The following is a 17,138-nucleotide window of genomic DNA, read 5'->3' as shown; positions in this document are numbered from 1 at the left end:
AGCCTGCTCGCGAAGGCGTCATCAGATTCAACACGGAAGTTGCCTGACACACCGCTTTCGCGAGCAGGCTCACTCCTACAGGGGAATGGTGGTGCTCAATGAGCCAGGCATCAACACGAACCAATGTGGGAGCGGGCTTACTCAGTTCATCCGTTCGATGACCGGCATCGGCGCGTCCGGCGCCAGCCAACACTAATTTCAAGCACAGGAGCTTATTTCATGTCCCACGCCCCTACCCTGCAAAGCTTCCTCGCCGGCCGCTGGATCGGCCAACACGGCGCGCAAATCCTGCGCAGCGCCATCGACGGCCACGAGCTGGCGCGCACGCATGAAGAGCGCCCGGACTTCGCCGAAGCTATCGACTTCGGTCGCCGCCAAGGCGTCACCGAACTGATGAAGCTCGACTTCCAGCAACGCGCGCAACGCCTCAAAGCCCTGGCGCTGTACCTCAGCGAACGCAAGGAAGAGCTTTACGCGCTCTCGCACCACAGCGGCGCCACCCGCGCCGACAGCTGGATCGACATCGAGGGTGGCAACGGCACGCTGTTCACCTACGCCGGCCTCGGCGCGCGTGAGTTGCCGTCGGGCAACATCGTCCACGAAGGCCCGGCGCTGCCCTTGGGCAAACTCGGCACCTTTGCCGGCACACATATTCTGGTGCCGCGCGGCGGCGTCGCGGTGCACATCAACGCGTTCAACTTCCCGATCTGGGGCATGCTGGAAAAATTCGCGCCGTGCTTCCTCGCGGGCATGCCGTGCATTGTCAAACCGGCCAGCGCCACCAGTTATCTGACCGAGGCCGTGGTACGCATGATGGATGCCTCGGGTCTTTTGCCGACCGGCAGCCTGCAACTGGTGATCGGCAGCACCGGCGACCTCCTTGACCGCATGCAAGGCCAGGACGTGGTGACCTTCACCGGTTCCGCCGACACCGCCGCCAAGCTGCGCGTCAACCCGAACCTGATCCGCAACTCGGTGCCGTTCAACGCCGAGGCCGACTCACTGAACTGCGCGATCCTCGCCCCTGACGTAACCCCGGACGACGAAGAGTTCGAGCTGTTCATCAAAGAAGTCGCCCGCGAGATGACCACCAAGGCCGGGCAGAAATGCACCGCGATTCGCCGCGCCATCGTGCCCAAGCAACACATCGACGCCGTCGCCACACGTCTGCGCGATCGTTTGGCGAAAGTCGTCGTCGGCGATCCATCCGTGGAAGGCGTGCGCATGGGTGCATTGGCTTCCCATGATCAGCAGAAGGACGTCGGCGAACGCTTGCAAAGCTTGCTGCAAAGCTGCGATCAGCTGTTCGGCGCTGAGGACGGTTTCGAACCGCGCGGCGCAAACGTCAGCCAAGGCGCATTCTTCGCTCCAACGCTGTTGCTGGCCCGTGATCCGCACGCCGAAGGTGGCGCGCATGACATCGAAGCCTTCGGCCCGGTCAGCACACTGATGGCCTACGACGATCTCGATGAAGCGCTGGTGCTGGCCGCGCGCGGCAAGGGCAGTCTGGTTGCCAGCCTGGTGACCAAGGATCCGAAAATCGCCGCCAAAGCCATTCCGGTCGCCGCGGCCTGGCACGGGCGTCTGTTGGTGCTGGATCGCGAATCCGCTGCCGAATCCACCGGCCATGGTTCGCCACTGCCACAACTGAAACACGGCGGCCCGGGTCGCGCTGGTGGTGGTGAAGAGTTGGGTGGCTTGCGCGCGGTCAAACACTACCTGCAACGCGCCGCCGTGCAGGGCTCGCCGACCATGCTTGCTGCCGTCACCGGTGAACACGTGCGCGGCGCAAAAGTCATCGAGACCGAAGTGCATCCATTCCGTCGACACTTCCAGGATCTGCAGATCGGCGAGTCGCTGCTGACTCACCGCCGCACTGTCACCGAAGCGGATCTGGTCAACTTCGGCTGTCTGTCCGGTGACCACTTCTACATGCACTTCGACGACATCGCCGCCAAGGAATCGCAGTTCGGCAAGCGTATCGCCCACGGCTATTTCGTGCTGTCGGCGGCCGCCGGCCTGTTCGTCTCCGCTGCGCCCGGCCCGGTGCTGGCCAACTACGGCCTCGACACTTTGCGTTTCATCAACCCGGTCGGTATCGGCGACACTATTCAGGCGCGCCTGACCTGCAAACGCAAGATCGACCAGGGCAAGAAGAGCCCGCAAGGTATTCCGCAAGGCGTGGTGGCGTGGGACGTGGAAGTCACCAACCAGCTCGGTGAACTGGTGGCCAGCTATGACATTTTGACCTTGGTGGTGAAGCGCGAAGAAGTCGCAGCGTAACGAATAAAGGGGCAGCGCAAGGTTGCCCCTTTCCCATACAAATCCACCTGCGGGCTTGCTCGCGAAAGCGGTGTATCAGCCACGTATGAATTGACTGATCCGACGCCTTCGCGAGCAAGCCCGCTTTCACAGGGGAATTGATTGGTTTCGGAGTTATTAAACAGACTGAAACAATAAACACGCCGATAGAAATATCGACGATTGTTGGGCAACTCTAGAGCCGCTCTGGGCTTCAAGCCATTCAGCAGCTGCCCAAACCAGATCCCCCAATAGTTTAAAAGGGCGATCAGTCCGCCCACCCTTGGTATCATCGCCCACACTTTTTTGACGTTTTAATGACGGTAAGGTCTTTTTTTTGTGAGCGCTCTTTTTCACCGTTTGCGGCATCCGCATGCCCGCCTCGTCTCGTTGATTGTACTGGTGCTGATTGTGCCGGTGTGCCTGCGTGCGGCACTCGGCTGGTCGTCACCGCTGGGGTATCTGTCGGATCTGGCCATTGGCAGTTCGCTGGTGGTTTTGCTGCATCGTCGCGCCTGGTGGCTAGCGCTGCCGGTGCTGTTGTTCTGGAGCCTGCTGGCGGTGGCGACTGCTGAACTGGTGAGCGCAGTCGGCCGGTTGCCGACACCTTCCGACATTCATTACCTGATCGATCCGCAATTTGTCGAAAACTCTACCGGCGGCGGTTTGGCGCATCCGGCGGTGGGCGTTGTTTTGCTGTTGGCGCTGATGGTCTGGCTGCTGACCCGGTATCTCGGGCGCGGCGTCACTCGCCCAGCCCTGCCCCGCGCGGTGTGGAGCGTGCCACTGGTGTTGTTCGCCGCGCATTGGGGCGCACAGAATCTGTGGCCGAACGAAGCTGATCCGTGGCGGCTGTACAACCTGCCACACCAACTGCTCGCCAGCGAAGTCGCCGATCTGCAGATTCAGGGCGAAGAATGGCTCGACGGCGATATTGAAGAACCCGCGCCGGCGATGGCCGGGCTCACCGACGTCGACCTCAATGGCCACAAACTGCTGGCCGCGCCGGGCCAGGCGCGCAACGTACTGATCATCGCGCTGGAAGGCATTCCCGGCGCCTACCTCCGCGCTAACCGCGAAGCCATTGGCAGCCATTATCAGGAAGACCTGATGCCCAACCTCAGCCGCTGGGCCGAGCGCGGCATGAACACTCCGGATTACGTGCTGCACACGCACCAGACCATTCGCGGCCTGTACGCGATGCTCTGCGGCGATTATGACAAGCTCAACAACGGCACGCCCAAAGGCGTGGAAATGCTCACCCTTCATGAACGCAATCAAGCCTGCCTGCCGGCGCAACTGCGCCAGCACGGTTTCAGCACGCATTACCTGCAAGGTGCCGGGCTGCGTTTTATGGCCAAAGACAAAATCATGCCGCACATCGGTTTCGATGCGACCCATGGTCTGGAATGGTTCACCAACAGCAACTACCTGGAATTCCCTTGGGGCAAGGACGACAAGGCCTTCTTCGAGGGCGCGCTGGATTACGTCGGTGAACTGAAGAAGCAGAAACAGCCATGGATGCTCACGCTACTGACCGTTGGCACGCACCAGCCCTACTCCGCCCCGGAGGAATATCTGGAGCGTTATGAAACCCCCAAACAAGCCGCCGTCGGTTATCTCGATGACGCGCTGGAGCAGTTCCTCAGCGGTCTCGAACGCCAAGGCGTGTTGAAAGACACGCTGGTAGTGATTACTTCGGATGAATCCCATGGCATCGACGGTGTACGCCTGGCCTCCTCTTGGGGTTTCAACCTGACGCTGGCGCCCGAGCACGAAAAACTGCCACGGCTGAACAAAGGCGTGTATGGCCACGTCGACCTGAGCACGTCGATCCTCGACTATTTCGACCTGCCGGTACCCACGGCACTCAGCGGTCGTTCGCTGTTCCGCGACTACGATTCCGGTCGCGAAATCATGTCCTTCACCAACGGCAAACTGCGTTACCACAATGGCCAAGGCATCTTCTCCGAATGCGATATGCCGCGCCGCTGCCGTTACTACGAAAGCGCCGGGTTCATTGCCGATAGCGCCACGTACAAAGGTAAATACAGCGGCCACCCGGCCCGACAAATTGCTGCGCGTGCCAACGCACTCGACCTGTCACTGCTGCGCACCCCACTCAATCAGCGCTATCAGTTCGGCAGCACCAACGTCATCCCGCTGCAAGCGCAGATCAAGGACGACTGGGCCGACAACCTGATCGGCGCGCAATACCTGGAAATGCCCAAAGGCTCTTATACCCGCGTACGCCTGACGGTGCGTGCGGTTGATCCGCAGCAAACGGCGTTTATTCAGCTCAAGGCCAAGGAATTCGAGAAAGACGTGCAGTTGGGTCTGCCCTCGGAAATGGTCGCCACGGCGGATCAACCGCTGGAGATGGATTTCAGCTTTGATAACCCGCAGCAGCGAAAGGCGTTTTCTTTTCATCTGCTGGGATATGGGGAAGGCGCGGTTGAGGTCACGGATTTCAGCGTGATTACTGAACTGCCGGGCCAGGAAGACCTTCTGGACGAAGTGCCAGAAGATGACACCCCCCAATCCACCTGAACATGGCGCCCGATACTTACTGATATCACTTGGATGCCAATGTAGGAGCTGCCGAAGGCTGCGATCTTTTGATCTTGATATTTCATAAAGCAAGATCAAAAGATCGCAGCCTTCGGCAGCGCCTACAGAGGAGTCTACAAAAGTCATTCCCAAACACTAAAATCCGCAGTTAATTTTCTTCCATCTACCATAGGAAAGTCGACAGTTCCAGAAGCCCCATTTCGTCCTCTATTAAGGGTAATCGTCACTGAGGCCAAAGCTTCAATTAAACCACCAGCAGTAGTACCCCAACCATGCTCGCCCTTATAAAGAGAAATTTTATGCGGAACTTCTACGGACAAAATGTATGGAACGCAAAAAATCACATTAAGAAATGGCTTGCCTTTCGTTTCCCCTCGAATAACTAGATCTTTGTCCAGCCTGTGAAAAATGAACGTTTCGGCCGAAAAATAAAGCTGACCATCAATATGAGCAATGAGTTCACCCTTGCCCTTATTCATCTCATTAACACCCATAAATCAATGCTCCGTCAGTTAACTGTGTAATACGACTTTGAGAATCAACGTTAAATTAATCCGTCCGACACAACCACTGTTACTTCTGACAGTTCTTTAGGCGCATTCGAAGTAAATAAATCATTTTTTATTCTCAAATAGCTCAATCTACACGCTCCTACCTATCGCCCCTCAATAGCCGACATGGCCGACATGGCTGACAACCTGATCGGCGCGCAGCACCTGAAATTCCACAACCTCTGGAGATGAATTTCAGTGTTGATAACCCGCAGCAGCGAAAGGCGTTTTCCTTTCATTTGTTGGGGTATGGGCAGGGAGCGGTTGAGGTAACGGATTTCAGCGTAGTGACCGAACTGCCTGGACAGGAAGACCTGTTGGACGAAGTGCCAGAGGACGACACCGCACAATCCACTTGAACCTAGCGCCCGATACTTACTGATATCTCTTGGATGCCATTGTAGGAGCTGCCGAAGGCTGCGATCTTTTGATTTTGATATTTCATAGAATAAGATCGAAAGATCGCAGCCTTCGTCAGCTCCTACAGGTGAGGTACAAAATCACATATTACCTTTTAATATCGAAATTCCCAGTTACTACCCTGCCGCCTTCTAGTTTAAAGTCTATCGTTCCATGTGCGTCTCGACGAGACTTACCAATAGTCACCGTCGCTGAGCCTCCAACAACGGGATAACTCACATCATTAATAAATACGGTCCATTCAAGCGCACCCGTGTAGTGCTTTACGACTTCAGGTGTTTCGCTTTCCAAAGAACTGTGAACACAAAAATACACGCTATTGGCATTACCATTAGTCCCCCATAAAAAGTAATTCGAACTCGCGTCATGAAAGGTCACGCTGTTGCTTACAAGAAAGGGTTTACCGTCCACAGAGGCGGTAAAACTACCAAAGCTAAGTTTCTCTTCGTTTGCGGTCATAATCATTTCTTCCGTGGTTGTTTATAAAAATGTAAGTAAATGCATGTCCACCTTAAGCGACCGCGCTGCCATACGTGCACTGTCATATTTGACAGTTTTTTAGATGCTTTCGAAATAACTAACGGGCTGCCTGACTAAAAACCGTGACTCTGAAAGTCTCCTCCTATCACCCCCCAATAGTCGGCCTATTAGCCGACTCTCCAAGTCGGGTCTAGCCTTACTAGTCCGAAGTCGGCACGAGCCGGCCGTAGCAGACCTGATAAGGACTCGAACATGGCAAACGAATCGAAATGCCCGTTCAACCACGCCGCCGGTGGTGGTACGACGAACCGTGACTGGTGGCCGAATCAACTCAACCTGAAAATTCTGAGTCAGCACTCGCCCAAGTCCGATCCGTTGGGCAAGGACTTCGACTACGCCAGCGCCTTCAAAAGCCTCGATTTTCAAGCCCTGAAACAAGACCTCACCGCGCTGATGACCGACTCCCAAGACTGGTGGCCGGCAGACTTCGGCCATTATGGCCCGCTCTTCGTGCGCATGGCCTGGCACAGCGCCGGCACCTATCGAACCGCGGATGGCCGTGGTGGCGCTGGCTCGGGTCAACAGCGTTTTGCCCCGCTCAACAGTTGGCCGGACAACGTCAGCCTCGACAAGGCCCGCCGCTTGCTATGGCCGATCAAGCAGAAATACGGCCGCAATATTTCCTGGGCGGATCTGATTGTCCTCACCGGTAACGTCGCGCTGGAATCGATGGGCTTCAAAACCTTCGGCTATTCCGGTGGCCGCGCCGATGTCTGGGAACCGGACGAGGACGTTTACTGGGGTTCGGAACACGAATGGCTCGGCGGCGACAGTCGCTATGGCAAAGACAACGCACCGATGCAGGAGCCCGGTGACGGCACGCTGGTGGCGGAGCCGGATTTGCACGGTAAAGAAGAAAGCCGTACCGATCAGGGCGAACGCAATCTGGAAAATCCCCTCGCCGCCGTGCAGATGGGTTTGATCTACGTGAACCCGGAAGGCCCTGAAGGCAATCCCGATCCCGTCGCCTCCGCCCACGATATCCGCGAAACCTTCGGCCGCATGGCCATGAACGACGAAGAAACCGTGGCGTTGATCGCCGGCGGTCACGCTTTCGGTAAAACCCACGGCGCCGGGCCTGCCGACAATGTCGGGCCGGAACCGGAAGCGGCCGGGCTGGAAGAGCAAGGCCTCGGTTGGCGCAACGCTTTCGGCACCGGCAAAGGCGCCGACACCATCACCAGCGGCCTCGAAGTGACCTGGACGACCACGCCGACCAAGTGGAGCAACAACTATCTGGAAAACCTGTTCGGCTTCGAGTGGGAACTGAGTAAAAGCCCCGCCGGTGCGCACCAGTGGATCCCGAAAAACGGCGCCGGTGCCGGCACGGTTCCACATGCCCATGACCCGAGCAAAAAACTTTCGCCGACCATGCTGACGTCTGACCTGGCGCTGCGTTTCGATCCGGCCTACGAGCAAATCTCCCGGCGCTTCCTCGCCAATCCTGAGCAACTGGCCGACGCCTTCGCCCGCGCCTGGTACAAACTGATCCACCGCGACATGGGCCCGCTGTCGCGCTACATCGGCCCGGAACTGCCGAGCGAAGAACTGCTTTGGCAGGATCCGATTCCAGACGTCACGCACCCGCTGATCGACGACAGCGACGCCACCGCGCTGAAAAGCAAAATCCTTGAGTCGGGTCTATCGGTTTCGCAACTGGTCTCGACCGCTTGGGCGGCACTCTCGACGTTCCGTGGTTCGGACAAACGCGGTGGCGCCAACGGGGGTCGTCTGCGTCTGGCACCGCAAAAGTTCTGGCAGGCCAACCAGCCTGAGCAACTGGATAAAGTGCTGAGCACCCTTGAAGGGATTCAAAACCAGTTCAATGGCGGCGCAGCCGGCAAGCAAGTCTCGCTGGCGGATTTGATCGTGCTGGCAGGCAACGCGGGCATCGAACAAGCGGCGAAAAACGCCGGTCATTCGGTCAGCGTGCCGTTCCATCCGGGGCGTACCGATGCCACGCAGGAGCAAACCGACGTCGAGTCGTTTGGTTTCCTTGAGCCGATTGCCGATGGTTTCCGCAACTACAGCAAGGGCAAATACACGGTATCGGCTGAGGCGCTGTTGATCGACAAGGCGCAACTGCTGACGTTGACCGCGCCGGAAATGACCGTGTTGCTGGGTGGTTTGCGGGTGCTCAACACCAATGTCGGGCAAACCCGTCATGGCGTGTTTACGTCGCAGACTGAAGCGTTGACCAATGACTTCTTCACCAACCTGCTGGACATGGGCGTGGAGTGGAAGCCGACATCGCGGGATGCGGATGAGTTTGAAGGACGCGATCGCAAGACCGGCAATGTGAAGTGGACGGCGACAAGGGTTGATCTGGTGTTTGGTTCCAATGCGCAGTTGCGGGCATTGGCTGAGGTGTATGCCAGTTCGGATGCGAAGGAGCAGTTTGTTAAGGACTTCATCGCTGCCTGGACCAAAGTCACCAACCTCGACCGTTTCGACCTGAAAAACTGAAATATGTAGGAGCTGCGGCACGCTGCGATCTTTTGATCTTAAACATTAAGATCAAAAGATCGCAGCCTCGTTTTACTCGTCAGTTCCTACAGAACGCAAAACCAACTGTGGGAGCGGGCTTGCTCGCGAATGCGGTGTATCAGATGACATCTTCGTCTCTGGCACTCCGCTTTCGCGAGCAAGCCCGCTCCCACATTTTGTCGTGCAGGCCATCTAAACCCGGCAGGACCTGCGGCACGCCACGATCTTTTGATGTTAAACATTAAGATCAAAAGATCGCAGCCTCGTTTTACTCGTCAGCTCCTACAGAACGCAAAACCAACTGTGGGAGCGGGCTTGCTCGCGAATGCGGTGTATCAGATGACATCTTCGTCTCTGGCACTGCGCTTTCGCGAGCAAGCCCGCTCCCACATTTTAACGTGCAGGCCATCTAAACCCTGTAGGAGCTGCCGAAGGCTGCGATCTTTTGATCTTGATGTTAAAGATCAAAAGATCGCAGCCTTCGGCAGCTCCTACAGGGATCGGCGTTACGCCAGGCTTTTGCTCACCACCTCAAACACATCACTCGACAACTGCCCCGACGCTCGAATCCGCTCCAGCTCGCCCTTCATCAACGCCTGGCGCGCATCGTCGTATTTGCGCCAGCGCGTCAGCGGTGCCAATTGGCGAGAAGCGATCTGCGGGTTGAAGCCGTTCAGCTCAATCACCAGATCCGCGAGGAAGCGATAACCCGAACCATCGGCCGCATGGAAGTTGATCAGGTTCTGCCCGGCGAACGCACCGACCAGCGCACGCACCTTGTTCGGGTTTTTGATGTTGAACGCCGGATGCTGCATCAGCGCCTTCACACGCTCCAGACCGCCCGGCAAGGTGCTGCCCGCCTGCACGCTGAACCACTGATCCATGACCAGCGGGTTGTCCTTGAAGTGCTCGGCAAAACTCGTCAGCGCCAGCGCTTTCTGCTCTTCGAACGGCGAGTTGACCAACACCGCCAGCGCAGTCAGGCGCTCGGTCATGTTGTCGGCGTTTTCAAACTGCTCCAGTGCCGCCGCCAATACTTCCGGTTTGCCGCTGAGCATCAGATAAGACAGGGCAATGTTCTGCAGCGCGCGACGGGCGAAGTGTTCGGCTTCGGCCACGTACGGGGTCTTCTTCGACAGGTCGCGGTTGGCCTGATAACGCAGCCACAGCGCCTCGAACAAGCCTTCGGCCAATTGCTTGCGCGCGAACTCACGGGCGATATGGATCGCATCAACATCCGCCACTTCGCTGATTTCAGTGAGGTAAGCCTCACCCGGCAGCGAAAGCATTTCGGCGACCATTGCCTGATCCAGCGATTCGTCCGACAGCACGGTACGCAGCGCCGACACCAGACGCGGGTCGAGCTTGAGGCTTTCGCCCTTCTGCTGCTGGCCAATCAGTTCTTGCAGCACTTGCACCGACAGTTGCTGACCGGCATCCCAGCGGTTGAAACCGTCGCTGTCGTGCTGCATCAGGAACATCAGTTGATCGCGGTTGTACGGGAAGCTCAGTTTCACCGGCGCCGAGAAACCGCGCAGCAGCGATGGCAGCGGCTGTTCAGCGATGTCAACGAAAGTGAAGGTCTGCTCGGCTTCAGTCACCGAGATCACCCGGGTGGTGCCTAGCGCCGATGCTTCGCCGCTCAGGCGCAGGGCAATTTCGTTGCCTTTGCTGTCGAGCAGGCCCAATTCGACCGGAATCACGAACGGCAGTTTTTCAACTTTGTCCGGGGTTTCCGGGCAGCTCTGGCGGAAGGTCAGGCTATAGGTTTTTTCGGCGGCGTCGTACGACTCGCTCACCGCCAGACGCGGCGTGCCGGCCTGGCTGTACCAGCGCTTGAACTGAGTCAGGTCGACGCCGTTGGCATCTTCCATCGCTTTGATGAAATCGTCGCAGGTGACCGCTTGGCCGTCGTGACGCTCGAAGTACAGATCACTGCCCTTACGGAAGCCTTCGGCGCCGAGCAAGGTGTGGATCATGCCGACCACTTCCGAACCCTTTTCGTACACGGTCAGGGTGTAGAAGTTGGAAATCTCGATGAAGCTGTCCGGGCGCACGGCGTGAGCCATCGGGCCGGCATCTTCGGCGAACTGGTGGGTTCGCAGATACGCGACGTCCTGAATACGTTTGACCGTGGCCGAGTTCATGTCGGCGGAGAAGCCGGAATCGCGGAATACGGTGAAGCCTTCTTTCAGCGACAACTGGAACCAGTCGCGGCAGGTCACGCGGTTGCCCGACCAGTTGTGGAAGTATTCGTGAGCGACGATCGCTTCAACGCGCTGATGCGCAGCATCGGTCGCAGTTTCGGCGCGAGCGAGCACGGCGCTGGAGTTGAAGATGTTGAGGCCCTTGTTCTCCATCGCGCCCATGTTGAAGTCGTTGACGGCGACGATCATGAAGATGTCGAGATCGTACTCGCGACCGTAAACCTCTTCGTCCCAGCGCATCGACTTCTTCAGGCTGTTCATCGCGTGCTGGCACTTGTCGATATTTTCCGGCTCGACGTAGATGCGCAGCGCGACGGTGCGATCAGTCATGGTGGTGAAGGTGTCTTCAACGCACCACAAATCACCGGCCACCAGCGCGAACAGGTACGCCGGTTTCATGAACGGGTCTTCCCACGTTGCCCAGTGCCGGCCGTCTTCGCCCGGGCCCGAGGCAATCGGGTTGCCGTTGGAGAGCAGCACCGGATAGCTGTGCTGTTCGGCGACCACGGTGGTGGTGAACTTGCTCATCACGTCCGGGCGGTCGAGGTAATAAGTGATCTTGCGGAACCCCTCGGCCTCGCACTGGGTGCAGAACATCGTGCCGGACTTGTACAGGCCTTCCAGTGCGGTGTTGGTTTCCGGGTGGATCTTGACGCTGGTGTCGACCGTGAAGGTTTCGGCGGTCGGCTGCAGGGTCAGATGGTTCTCGGACAATTGATAGTCAGCAGCGCCCAGCTCTTTATCGGCCAGGGTCACCGAGAGCAGTTCCAGTTGCTGGCCGTCGAGCACCAGCGGCGGCAGGCCCGGGCCACGCGCCGGGTTGCGGCGCATGACCAACTGCGCGTGCACCAGGCTGTGATCCTCGAACAACTCGAAGGTCAGGTGTGTTTCGTCGATCAGGTACTCGGGCGCCTGATAGTCCTTGAGGTAAATCATCTTCGGTTGTTCGGTGCGCATGCTGGAGTCCTTATTGATGCACGGCGAGCTGATAAGCCGTGTACTTGCGAATATTGATCACTCCGGTATCGAAGATCAGGTACTGGCCTTTGATGCCCAACAACGTGCCTTCGGCAATCGGGTTCTTGTCCAGGTTGAAGCTGACGATTTTGGCCGGGTATTGCTCGACCGGATAGCGGATTTCGAGAGGTTCTACATCGGCAATCGTCTGAATAGCTTGTAGGCCGAATCGCTCCTGCAAACCCTGCAGGCCTTCGGCGCAGCTTTCAAATAGCTGATCGCGCACCTGCGCCAGATCCACCGTTGCCGCATCGCCCTTGAGCAACGCGCGCCAGTTGGTTTTGTCCGCGACCTGGCTGCGGAACAGGTCTTCCACGAAGCCCGACTGCTGCCGCGTCGACACGCGCATGATCGGCAACGCCTGACACGCGCCCTGATCGATCCAGCGCGTTGGCAGTTGCGTTGCACGGGTGATGCCCACCTTGATGCCCGACGAATTGGACAAATACACGACGTGATCGGTCATGCAGAACTGCTCGCCCCACGCTGGATCGCGGCAGGTGCCGGCGTCATAGTGGCAACGCTCCGGGCTCATGATGCACAGGTCGCATTGCGCCAGTTTGGTCATGCACGGGTAGCAATAGCCCTGACTGAAACTGGTTTTGGTCTTGCGCCCGCAATGGGTACAGTGGATCGCCCCCAGGTACTCCAGGCGCACCGTGGTGCCGATCATGGGATTGACCGGCACCTCGACGTCATCCAGACGAAACGCGTATTGCACGTTCGGCCCGTCGAGGCGCGCCGACATTTTGCTGATTGCACCGCGGCCAATCTCGATCAATGGATAGCATCCGACTTGAACAGGATGTTCGGCACTTCGATCGACTTCGATGCACATTCTTGCGGGCCCATGTAACCGGTGCGCTGATCTTCAGGCAGGTTCTGGATTTCCCAGGCGATCATCGCCTGCAACGACAGCTCGCGCTGCTCGGCGGTGAGTTTGCCACCGTCCGACCATTTGCCGATTTCCACGGCCAGTTTCAGGCTCTCGTAGATGTCCGGGGTGATGTTGTTGATCATGTCGTTAAAAGAGGACATCAGGGTCTCCGTGCTCTTTATCTACAAAAAAATTCAGGCGGCCAGTTTACGGCGGTTATACAAACCACCCAACAAACCGGTGAAGCATCCGATGAGTAACCCGCCGACGTGGGCGGCGTTGGCGATTTCGCCGAAACCGATGACCGAGATCACCCCGGACATGCACACCAGCAACCACACCAGCATCATCACCAGCACGCCGCGCGGCAGGCGATAAGCCGGGTTCGGCGCCAGCAGCTGGAAGATCCAGCAATGCCCGAGCAAACCGTACAGCACGCCAGAGAGGCCGCCGAACAGAGTCGCGCCGCTCCAGATGTATTGCGCATAGTTTGAGACCAGGCTGAACAGCAGCGTCAGGCCGATCAGGTTGATGCTGCCCTGCCGCGACTCGATGCGCCGGCCCAGCTCCCAATACCACATGCCGTTCATGGCCAGGTGCAGGATGCCGAAATGGATCAGCATCGGCGTGACCAGACGCCACCACTGCCCCGCCGCCAGGCTGTCGGACAACGGCGTGAAATGGATGTACTCGCCGACCACCTGGAAATCGAGGAAGGTCAGCCAGCGCAGGGTTTGCAGGTTTTCACCGAGGTAAGTCAGGCCGCCGACGATCAGGCACAGCAGCAGAATGAAGCCGGTGGCCTTGGCGTATTTCAGTTGTTCGGCGAAGCTCGGGCGTTTGACGGTCGGCGCGACGGGAATGTCCAGTTGCTGATCGGGATCACCTGCTGGGAAGCGTTCGTACAGTGAGCGCACGTCTTCGCTGATTTCCGACGGCGCCCACAACACTTGCTCGCCCGCCTCTTCACTGACGCGATGCGGCACTTGCATGCGTTGCAGCAGTTTGACGAAACCGCTCAGATCCACGCCTAAAGGCAGACGTAATACCGCTACCGAACTCATTGCAGCACCTCCGGCCGCTCAACATCGACCCAGACAAATTTATTTGGATCGAGGAAGGTTTCCTGATCCAGGCGATAAGCAACGAGTTTGCCGTAGAGCACGGCGCTGTAATCCAGACACGCGAGGTTCGGCCGGATCGGCGCCGGTTTGCCGCTGCGCCAGTAGTGGCCGACAAACAGCAACGGCTCGTCGACGCCGTAGCGCAGCAGGGAATTCTTTTCAGTGGAGGTCAGCGGCGTTTGCGCCACCGGTTCCGGCAAGGCATCGGGCTGGAAGACGATGTCGCCGTAGGTTTTCGGGTCGTCTTCCCAGAACTTGGTGCGGAAGAACGAACGCACCAGACCGTCGCCGCTGGTCATGGTCAAACCATCGGGCAGGCGCATGTCGGTGCCACGCAGCAAACGGTCGAACACGGTGCAGGCGAAGCTGTCCGGTACCGCCGAGGCCTGGAGGAAATGCTCATCGATGCAGCCATTGGGGAACAGCGCGCGCAGCGGTTCGATCAGGCCGGCATCCCAGCAGGCGTGAACCACGCGGAAACGTCCGGCGTCGACAAACAGCGGCAGCTCATAGAACCAGCGCTGGAAATCGTGCCAGTCGCCGGGATGGCCTTCGAACTGCGTCAGGGTTTCGTGGAGCAACCGCGCGTGGCGCTTGGTGTGCTCGCGGACGAATTGCTTGCCGCTGCCCGGTGGCGCCGGGGTGCTCCAGCCGAGTGCGTTGAATTCGTGGTTACCCATGATGCACAAGGCCTGACCGGCCTCGACCATGTCATGGACGATGTGCAGCGCCTCGCGAATGCGCGGGCCACGGTCGATGATGTCGCCAACGAACACGGCCATGCGCGATGGATGCCGCCAGACCCCGCCTTGCTTGTGATAACCGAGTCGGTCAAGCAAGTGTTCGAGGGTCAGGGCGCATCCGTGCACGTCACCAATCAGGTCATAACTGCGCGCGGGATCGAGCATCAGTCGCCTCCACCACCCAACTTGCTGCCCCAGCCGAGCTTGGTGCGGCAGACTTCATAGTAGTTGTGGTCGAGCGGGTGAATCAGGCGCAGCTTCTGCGCTTTCTTGCTGACGGTGATGGTGTCGCCCGGCGCGCAGGTGAAGTGGTTCTGCCCGTCGCAGGAGACTTGCGGGTAAATCTGCATGTTTTTCGACACGACGATTTTCAGCTCACTGTTGCCATCGACCACAATTGGCCGGCTCGACAACATATGGGGGTACATCGGCACGATCACAATGGCGTCGAGCTTGGGATGCATGATCGGGCCACCGGCGGACAGCGCGTAAGCCGTGGAACCGGTCGGCGTCGCGACGATCAGGCCGTCAGCCTTCTGGCTGCAAACGAACTGGCCGTCGATGTACAGCTCGAACTCGATCATCCGCGTCGATTTGCCGGGGTGCAGCACCACGTCGTTGAGCGCGTCGCCCTGGCCAATGGCTTCGGCGTGACGGCGCACTTCGGCTTGCAGCAGGAAGCGGTTTTCCACCAGATAGTGGCCGTCGAGCACTTTGGCGACTTCGACTTCCAGTTCATCCGGGCGAATATCGGTGAGGAAGCCGAGGCTGCCACGGTTGATGCCCAGCACCGGAATATTGTGTTTGGCCAGCGCGCGCGCGGCGCCGAGCAGGCTGCCGTCACCGCCGACGACGATGACCATGTCGCAGACTTCGCCGAGCATCTTGCGCGACGAGGTTTGCAGGCCGTGGCCCGGCAGCACTTCAGCGATGGTGTCTTCGAGGATCACATGCAGGTGACGATCGAGCAGAAACCGTTTCAGTCGGCGGACGGTATCCAGCACCTGGGAACTGCCCAGGCGACCGATGATGCCGATATTACGAAATTGCTCCATGGGACCTCTGCGCACAATCGAAAACGCGAAAAACAGGATTATGGGCGAAAGCGCCAGATAGACAAAATCCTTTCAGCCTCAAGGGCGCGCTCGTGTTTACGGCTATGCTCGCAAGATGATCCTATTTCCCGACCTGCTCCAGTTGCCTCACCAATTGCGCCATCCGGAAGTGCGGGATCTGGCGTGGGTGATCCTCGCCCCGCCGATGCTCGCCACCACGCCGTGGCCGCAACGTCATCCGCTGGCCGGCAGCGACTGGGTGAATGACCCGCATCGCCTCGAACATTGGCTGCGCCAACTCGACCGCGACAGCTACGGTTTGCTGCATTGGTTATCGCAGGCGCGCACGCGGCGTCTGGGCCTGTATTACGAGCGGCTGTGGCAATTTGCCGTGGCGCAGGCTCCGGGGATCGAGTTGATTGCCGCTAACCTGCCGATCCGCCGCGAAGGCCATACGCTCGGCGAACTGGACATGCTGCTGCGTGACCGTGATGGCGTGCATCACTTGGAGCTGGCGATCAAGCTGTACCTCGGCCCGCAACAGGGCGACGGGCGTGATTCGGCGCAATGGCTGGGGCCGGGTTGTCATGATCGGCTGGATCGCAAACTGGCGCACCTGGCCGGTCACCAGCTGCCGATCTCGGCGCGACCGGAAAGCCGTGAAGCCTTGGCGGCGCTGGATATCGAGTCGTTCAGCGCGCAATTGTGGCTGGGCGGCTATCTGCTGTATCCGTGGCCCGGTCAGGCTGAGTCGCCAAGCGGCGCGCACCCGCAGCATCTGCGCGGCAGTTGGTTGCATCAAAAGGATTGGCCAGCGTTCGTCGCGCAACGCCCGGCCGGTCGCTGGCAGCCCCTGCCCCGTCACGCGTGGCTGGCGCCGGCGCATTACCCGGCGGATCAAACCTGGAGCGAAGTGCATTTGCAGGCGTGGCTGGAGGAACTGGAACCGATGGCGCCGGCGCAATTGCTGGTGCGCCTGACCGAGAATGCGCGGGGCGATTGGGAAGAGGCGGAACGGTTGTTTCTGGTGTCGGATCTTTGGCCGAATGTGCCGGGGCAGGCCTAAGATTTTTGGTGTTTGAAATGGCCTCTTCGCGAGCAAGCCCGCTCCCACATTTGGAATGCATTCCCCTGTGGGAGAGGCGGAGCGGTTGTTTCTGGTGTCGGATCTTTGGCCGAATGTGCCGGGGCAGGCCTAAGATTTTTGGTGTTTGAAATGGCCTCTTCGCGAGCAAGCCCGCTCCC

12 protein-coding genes and 1 pseudogene are annotated in these 17,138 nt (G+C 58.7%); 5 read left to right on the top strand and 8 right to left on the bottom strand.

Translation table 11 applies throughout. The annotated features are described in order from the left end of the window. Positions 1–219: 219 nt before the first annotated feature. Together paaZ and ACIP1X_RS03800 are read left to right on the top strand one after the other, a co-directional pair. The gene (gene paaZ / locus ACIP1X_RS03805) at positions 220–2,283 is read left to right on the top strand and encodes a phenylacetic acid degradation bifunctional protein PaaZ (RefSeq protein WP_400749470.1); all 2,064 of its coding nucleotides are present in this window, start codon (positions 220–222) and stop codon (positions 2,281–2,283) included. A 357-nt stretch (positions 2,284–2,640) separates the two neighbouring features. Continuing rightward, positions 2,641–4,851 (top strand): LTA synthase family protein, encoded by a 2,211-nt coding sequence (locus ACIP1X_RS03800; protein ID WP_400749467.1) that lies wholly within the window; start codon positions 2,641–2,643, stop codon positions 4,849–4,851. A 143-nt stretch (positions 4,852–4,994) separates the two neighbouring features. Here the strand turns inward: ACIP1X_RS03800 and ACIP1X_RS03795 are convergent, their stop codons facing one another. Then, entirely contained in the window at positions 4,995–5,366 is a 372-nt protein-coding gene (locus ACIP1X_RS03795; RefSeq protein ID WP_400749464.1) for a hypothetical protein, read from the bottom strand. 233 nt (positions 5,367–5,599) lie between these two features. Here ACIP1X_RS03795 and ACIP1X_RS03790 point away from each other — a divergent pair. Beyond that, a pseudogene (locus tag ACIP1X_RS03790) lies at positions 5,600–5,782 on the top strand (hypothetical protein); the annotation flags it as partial. 148 nt (positions 5,783–5,930) lie between these two features. On the opposite strand, the gene ACIP1X_RS03785 reads toward ACIP1X_RS03790, so the two are convergent. After that, positions 5,931–6,302: a hypothetical protein gene (locus ACIP1X_RS03785; RefSeq protein ID WP_400749462.1), complete on the bottom strand. Its 372-nt coding sequence runs from the start codon at positions 6,300–6,302 to the stop codon at positions 5,931–5,933. A 273-nt stretch (positions 6,303–6,575) separates the two neighbouring features. On the opposite strand from ACIP1X_RS03785, the gene katG reads away from it, so the two are divergent. Continuing rightward, positions 6,576–8,849 (top strand): catalase/peroxidase HPI, encoded by a 2,274-nt coding sequence (gene katG, locus ACIP1X_RS03780; protein WP_400749459.1) that lies wholly within the window; start codon positions 6,576–6,578, stop codon positions 8,847–8,849. A gap of 527 nt (positions 8,850–9,376) precedes the next feature. Here the strand turns inward: katG and pepN are convergent. From pepN to ACIP1X_RS03750, 6 genes are read right to left on the bottom strand one after another with little or no spacing between them, the layout of a single operon-like run. Then, positions 9,377–12,034: an aminopeptidase N gene (pepN, locus tag ACIP1X_RS03775; RefSeq protein ID WP_400749456.1), complete on the bottom strand. Its 2,658-nt coding sequence runs from the start codon at positions 12,032–12,034 to the stop codon at positions 9,377–9,379. Between the two features lie 10 nt (positions 12,035–12,044). Continuing rightward, complete coding sequence (locus tag ACIP1X_RS03770; RefSeq protein ID WP_053119411.1) at positions 12,045–12,875, bottom strand: DUF2797 domain-containing protein; 831 nt, start codon at positions 12,873–12,875, stop codon at positions 12,045–12,047. Further along, positions 12,872–13,132 carry a YeaC family protein gene (locus ACIP1X_RS03765; protein WP_007919229.1) on the bottom strand — a complete coding sequence of 87 codons (261 nt, stop codon included), beginning with the start codon at positions 13,130–13,132 and terminating at the stop codon, positions 12,872–12,874. Before ACIP1X_RS03765 ends, ACIP1X_RS03770 begins: the two co-directional genes overlap by 4 nt. A 33-nt stretch (positions 13,133–13,165) precedes the next feature. Then, entirely contained in the window at positions 13,166–14,035 is an 870-nt protein-coding gene (locus ACIP1X_RS03760) for a rhomboid family intramembrane serine protease (RefSeq protein WP_400749454.1), read from the bottom strand. Beyond that, a complete protein-coding gene (locus ACIP1X_RS03755) occupies positions 14,032–15,003 on the bottom strand; it encodes a metallophosphoesterase (protein WP_053119407.1) in 972 nt (323 codons plus the stop codon). Before ACIP1X_RS03755 ends, ACIP1X_RS03760 begins: the two co-directional genes overlap by 4 nt. Further along, on the bottom strand, positions 15,003–15,893 hold the full coding sequence (locus ACIP1X_RS03750) for an NAD(+) kinase (protein ID WP_003224174.1): 891 nt from the start codon (positions 15,891–15,893) through the stop codon (positions 15,003–15,005). Before ACIP1X_RS03750 ends, ACIP1X_RS03755 begins: the two co-directional genes overlap by 1 nt. Before the next feature lie 115 nt (positions 15,894–16,008). On the opposite strand from ACIP1X_RS03750, the gene ACIP1X_RS03745 reads away from it, so the two are divergent. Beyond that, a complete protein-coding gene (locus ACIP1X_RS03745; protein WP_159815315.1) occupies positions 16,009–16,959 on the top strand; it encodes a DUF1853 family protein in 951 nt (316 codons plus the stop codon). The last annotated feature ends 179 nt before the right edge of the window (positions 16,960–17,138 follow it).

Origin of the sequence: Pseudomonas sp. NPDC088885 (assembly GCF_044750025.1) — a bacterium.
Taxonomy (GTDB): Bacteria; Pseudomonadota; Gammaproteobacteria; order Pseudomonadales; family Pseudomonadaceae; genus Aquipseudomonas; species Aquipseudomonas rustica.
The sequence above is the reverse complement of the archived record's forward strand: the minus strand, read 5'-3'. Positions and strand labels throughout refer to the sequence as shown.

What these genes read in the sequence shown, in the direction of transcription:
- ACIP1X_RS03795 (WP_400749464.1), bottom strand. Translation starts at nt 5,366, where the DNA reads ATGGGTGTTAATGAGATGAATAAGGGCAAGGGTGAACTCATTGCTCAT.
- pepN (WP_400749456.1), bottom strand. Translation starts at nt 12,034, where the DNA reads ATGCGCACCGAACAACCGAAGATGATTTACCTCAAGGACTATCAGGCG.
- ACIP1X_RS03750 (WP_003224174.1), bottom strand. Translation starts at nt 15,893, where the DNA reads ATGGAGCAATTTCGTAATATCGGCATCATCGGTCGCCTGGGCAGTTCC.
- ACIP1X_RS03760 (WP_400749454.1), bottom strand. Translation starts at nt 14,035, where the DNA reads ATGAGTTCGGTAGCGGTATTACGTCTGCCTTTAGGCGTGGATCTGAGC.
- paaZ (WP_400749470.1), top strand. Translation starts at nt 220, where the DNA reads ATGTCCCACGCCCCTACCCTGCAAAGCTTCCTCGCCGGCCGCTGGATC.
- katG (WP_400749459.1), top strand. Translation starts at nt 6,576, where the DNA reads ATGGCAAACGAATCGAAATGCCCGTTCAACCACGCCGCCGGTGGTGGT.
- ACIP1X_RS03755 (WP_053119407.1), bottom strand. Translation starts at nt 15,003, where the DNA reads ATGCTCGATCCCGCGCGCAGTTATGACCTGATTGGTGACGTGCACGGA.
- ACIP1X_RS03785 (WP_400749462.1), bottom strand. Translation starts at nt 6,302, where the DNA reads ATGACCGCAAACGAAGAGAAACTTAGCTTTGGTAGTTTTACCGCCTCT.
- ACIP1X_RS03765 (WP_007919229.1), bottom strand. Translation starts at nt 13,132, where the DNA reads ATGTCCTCTTTTAACGACATGATCAACAACATCACCCCGGACATCTAC.
- ACIP1X_RS03745 (WP_159815315.1), top strand. Translation starts at nt 16,009, where the DNA reads ATGATCCTATTTCCCGACCTGCTCCAGTTGCCTCACCAATTGCGCCAT.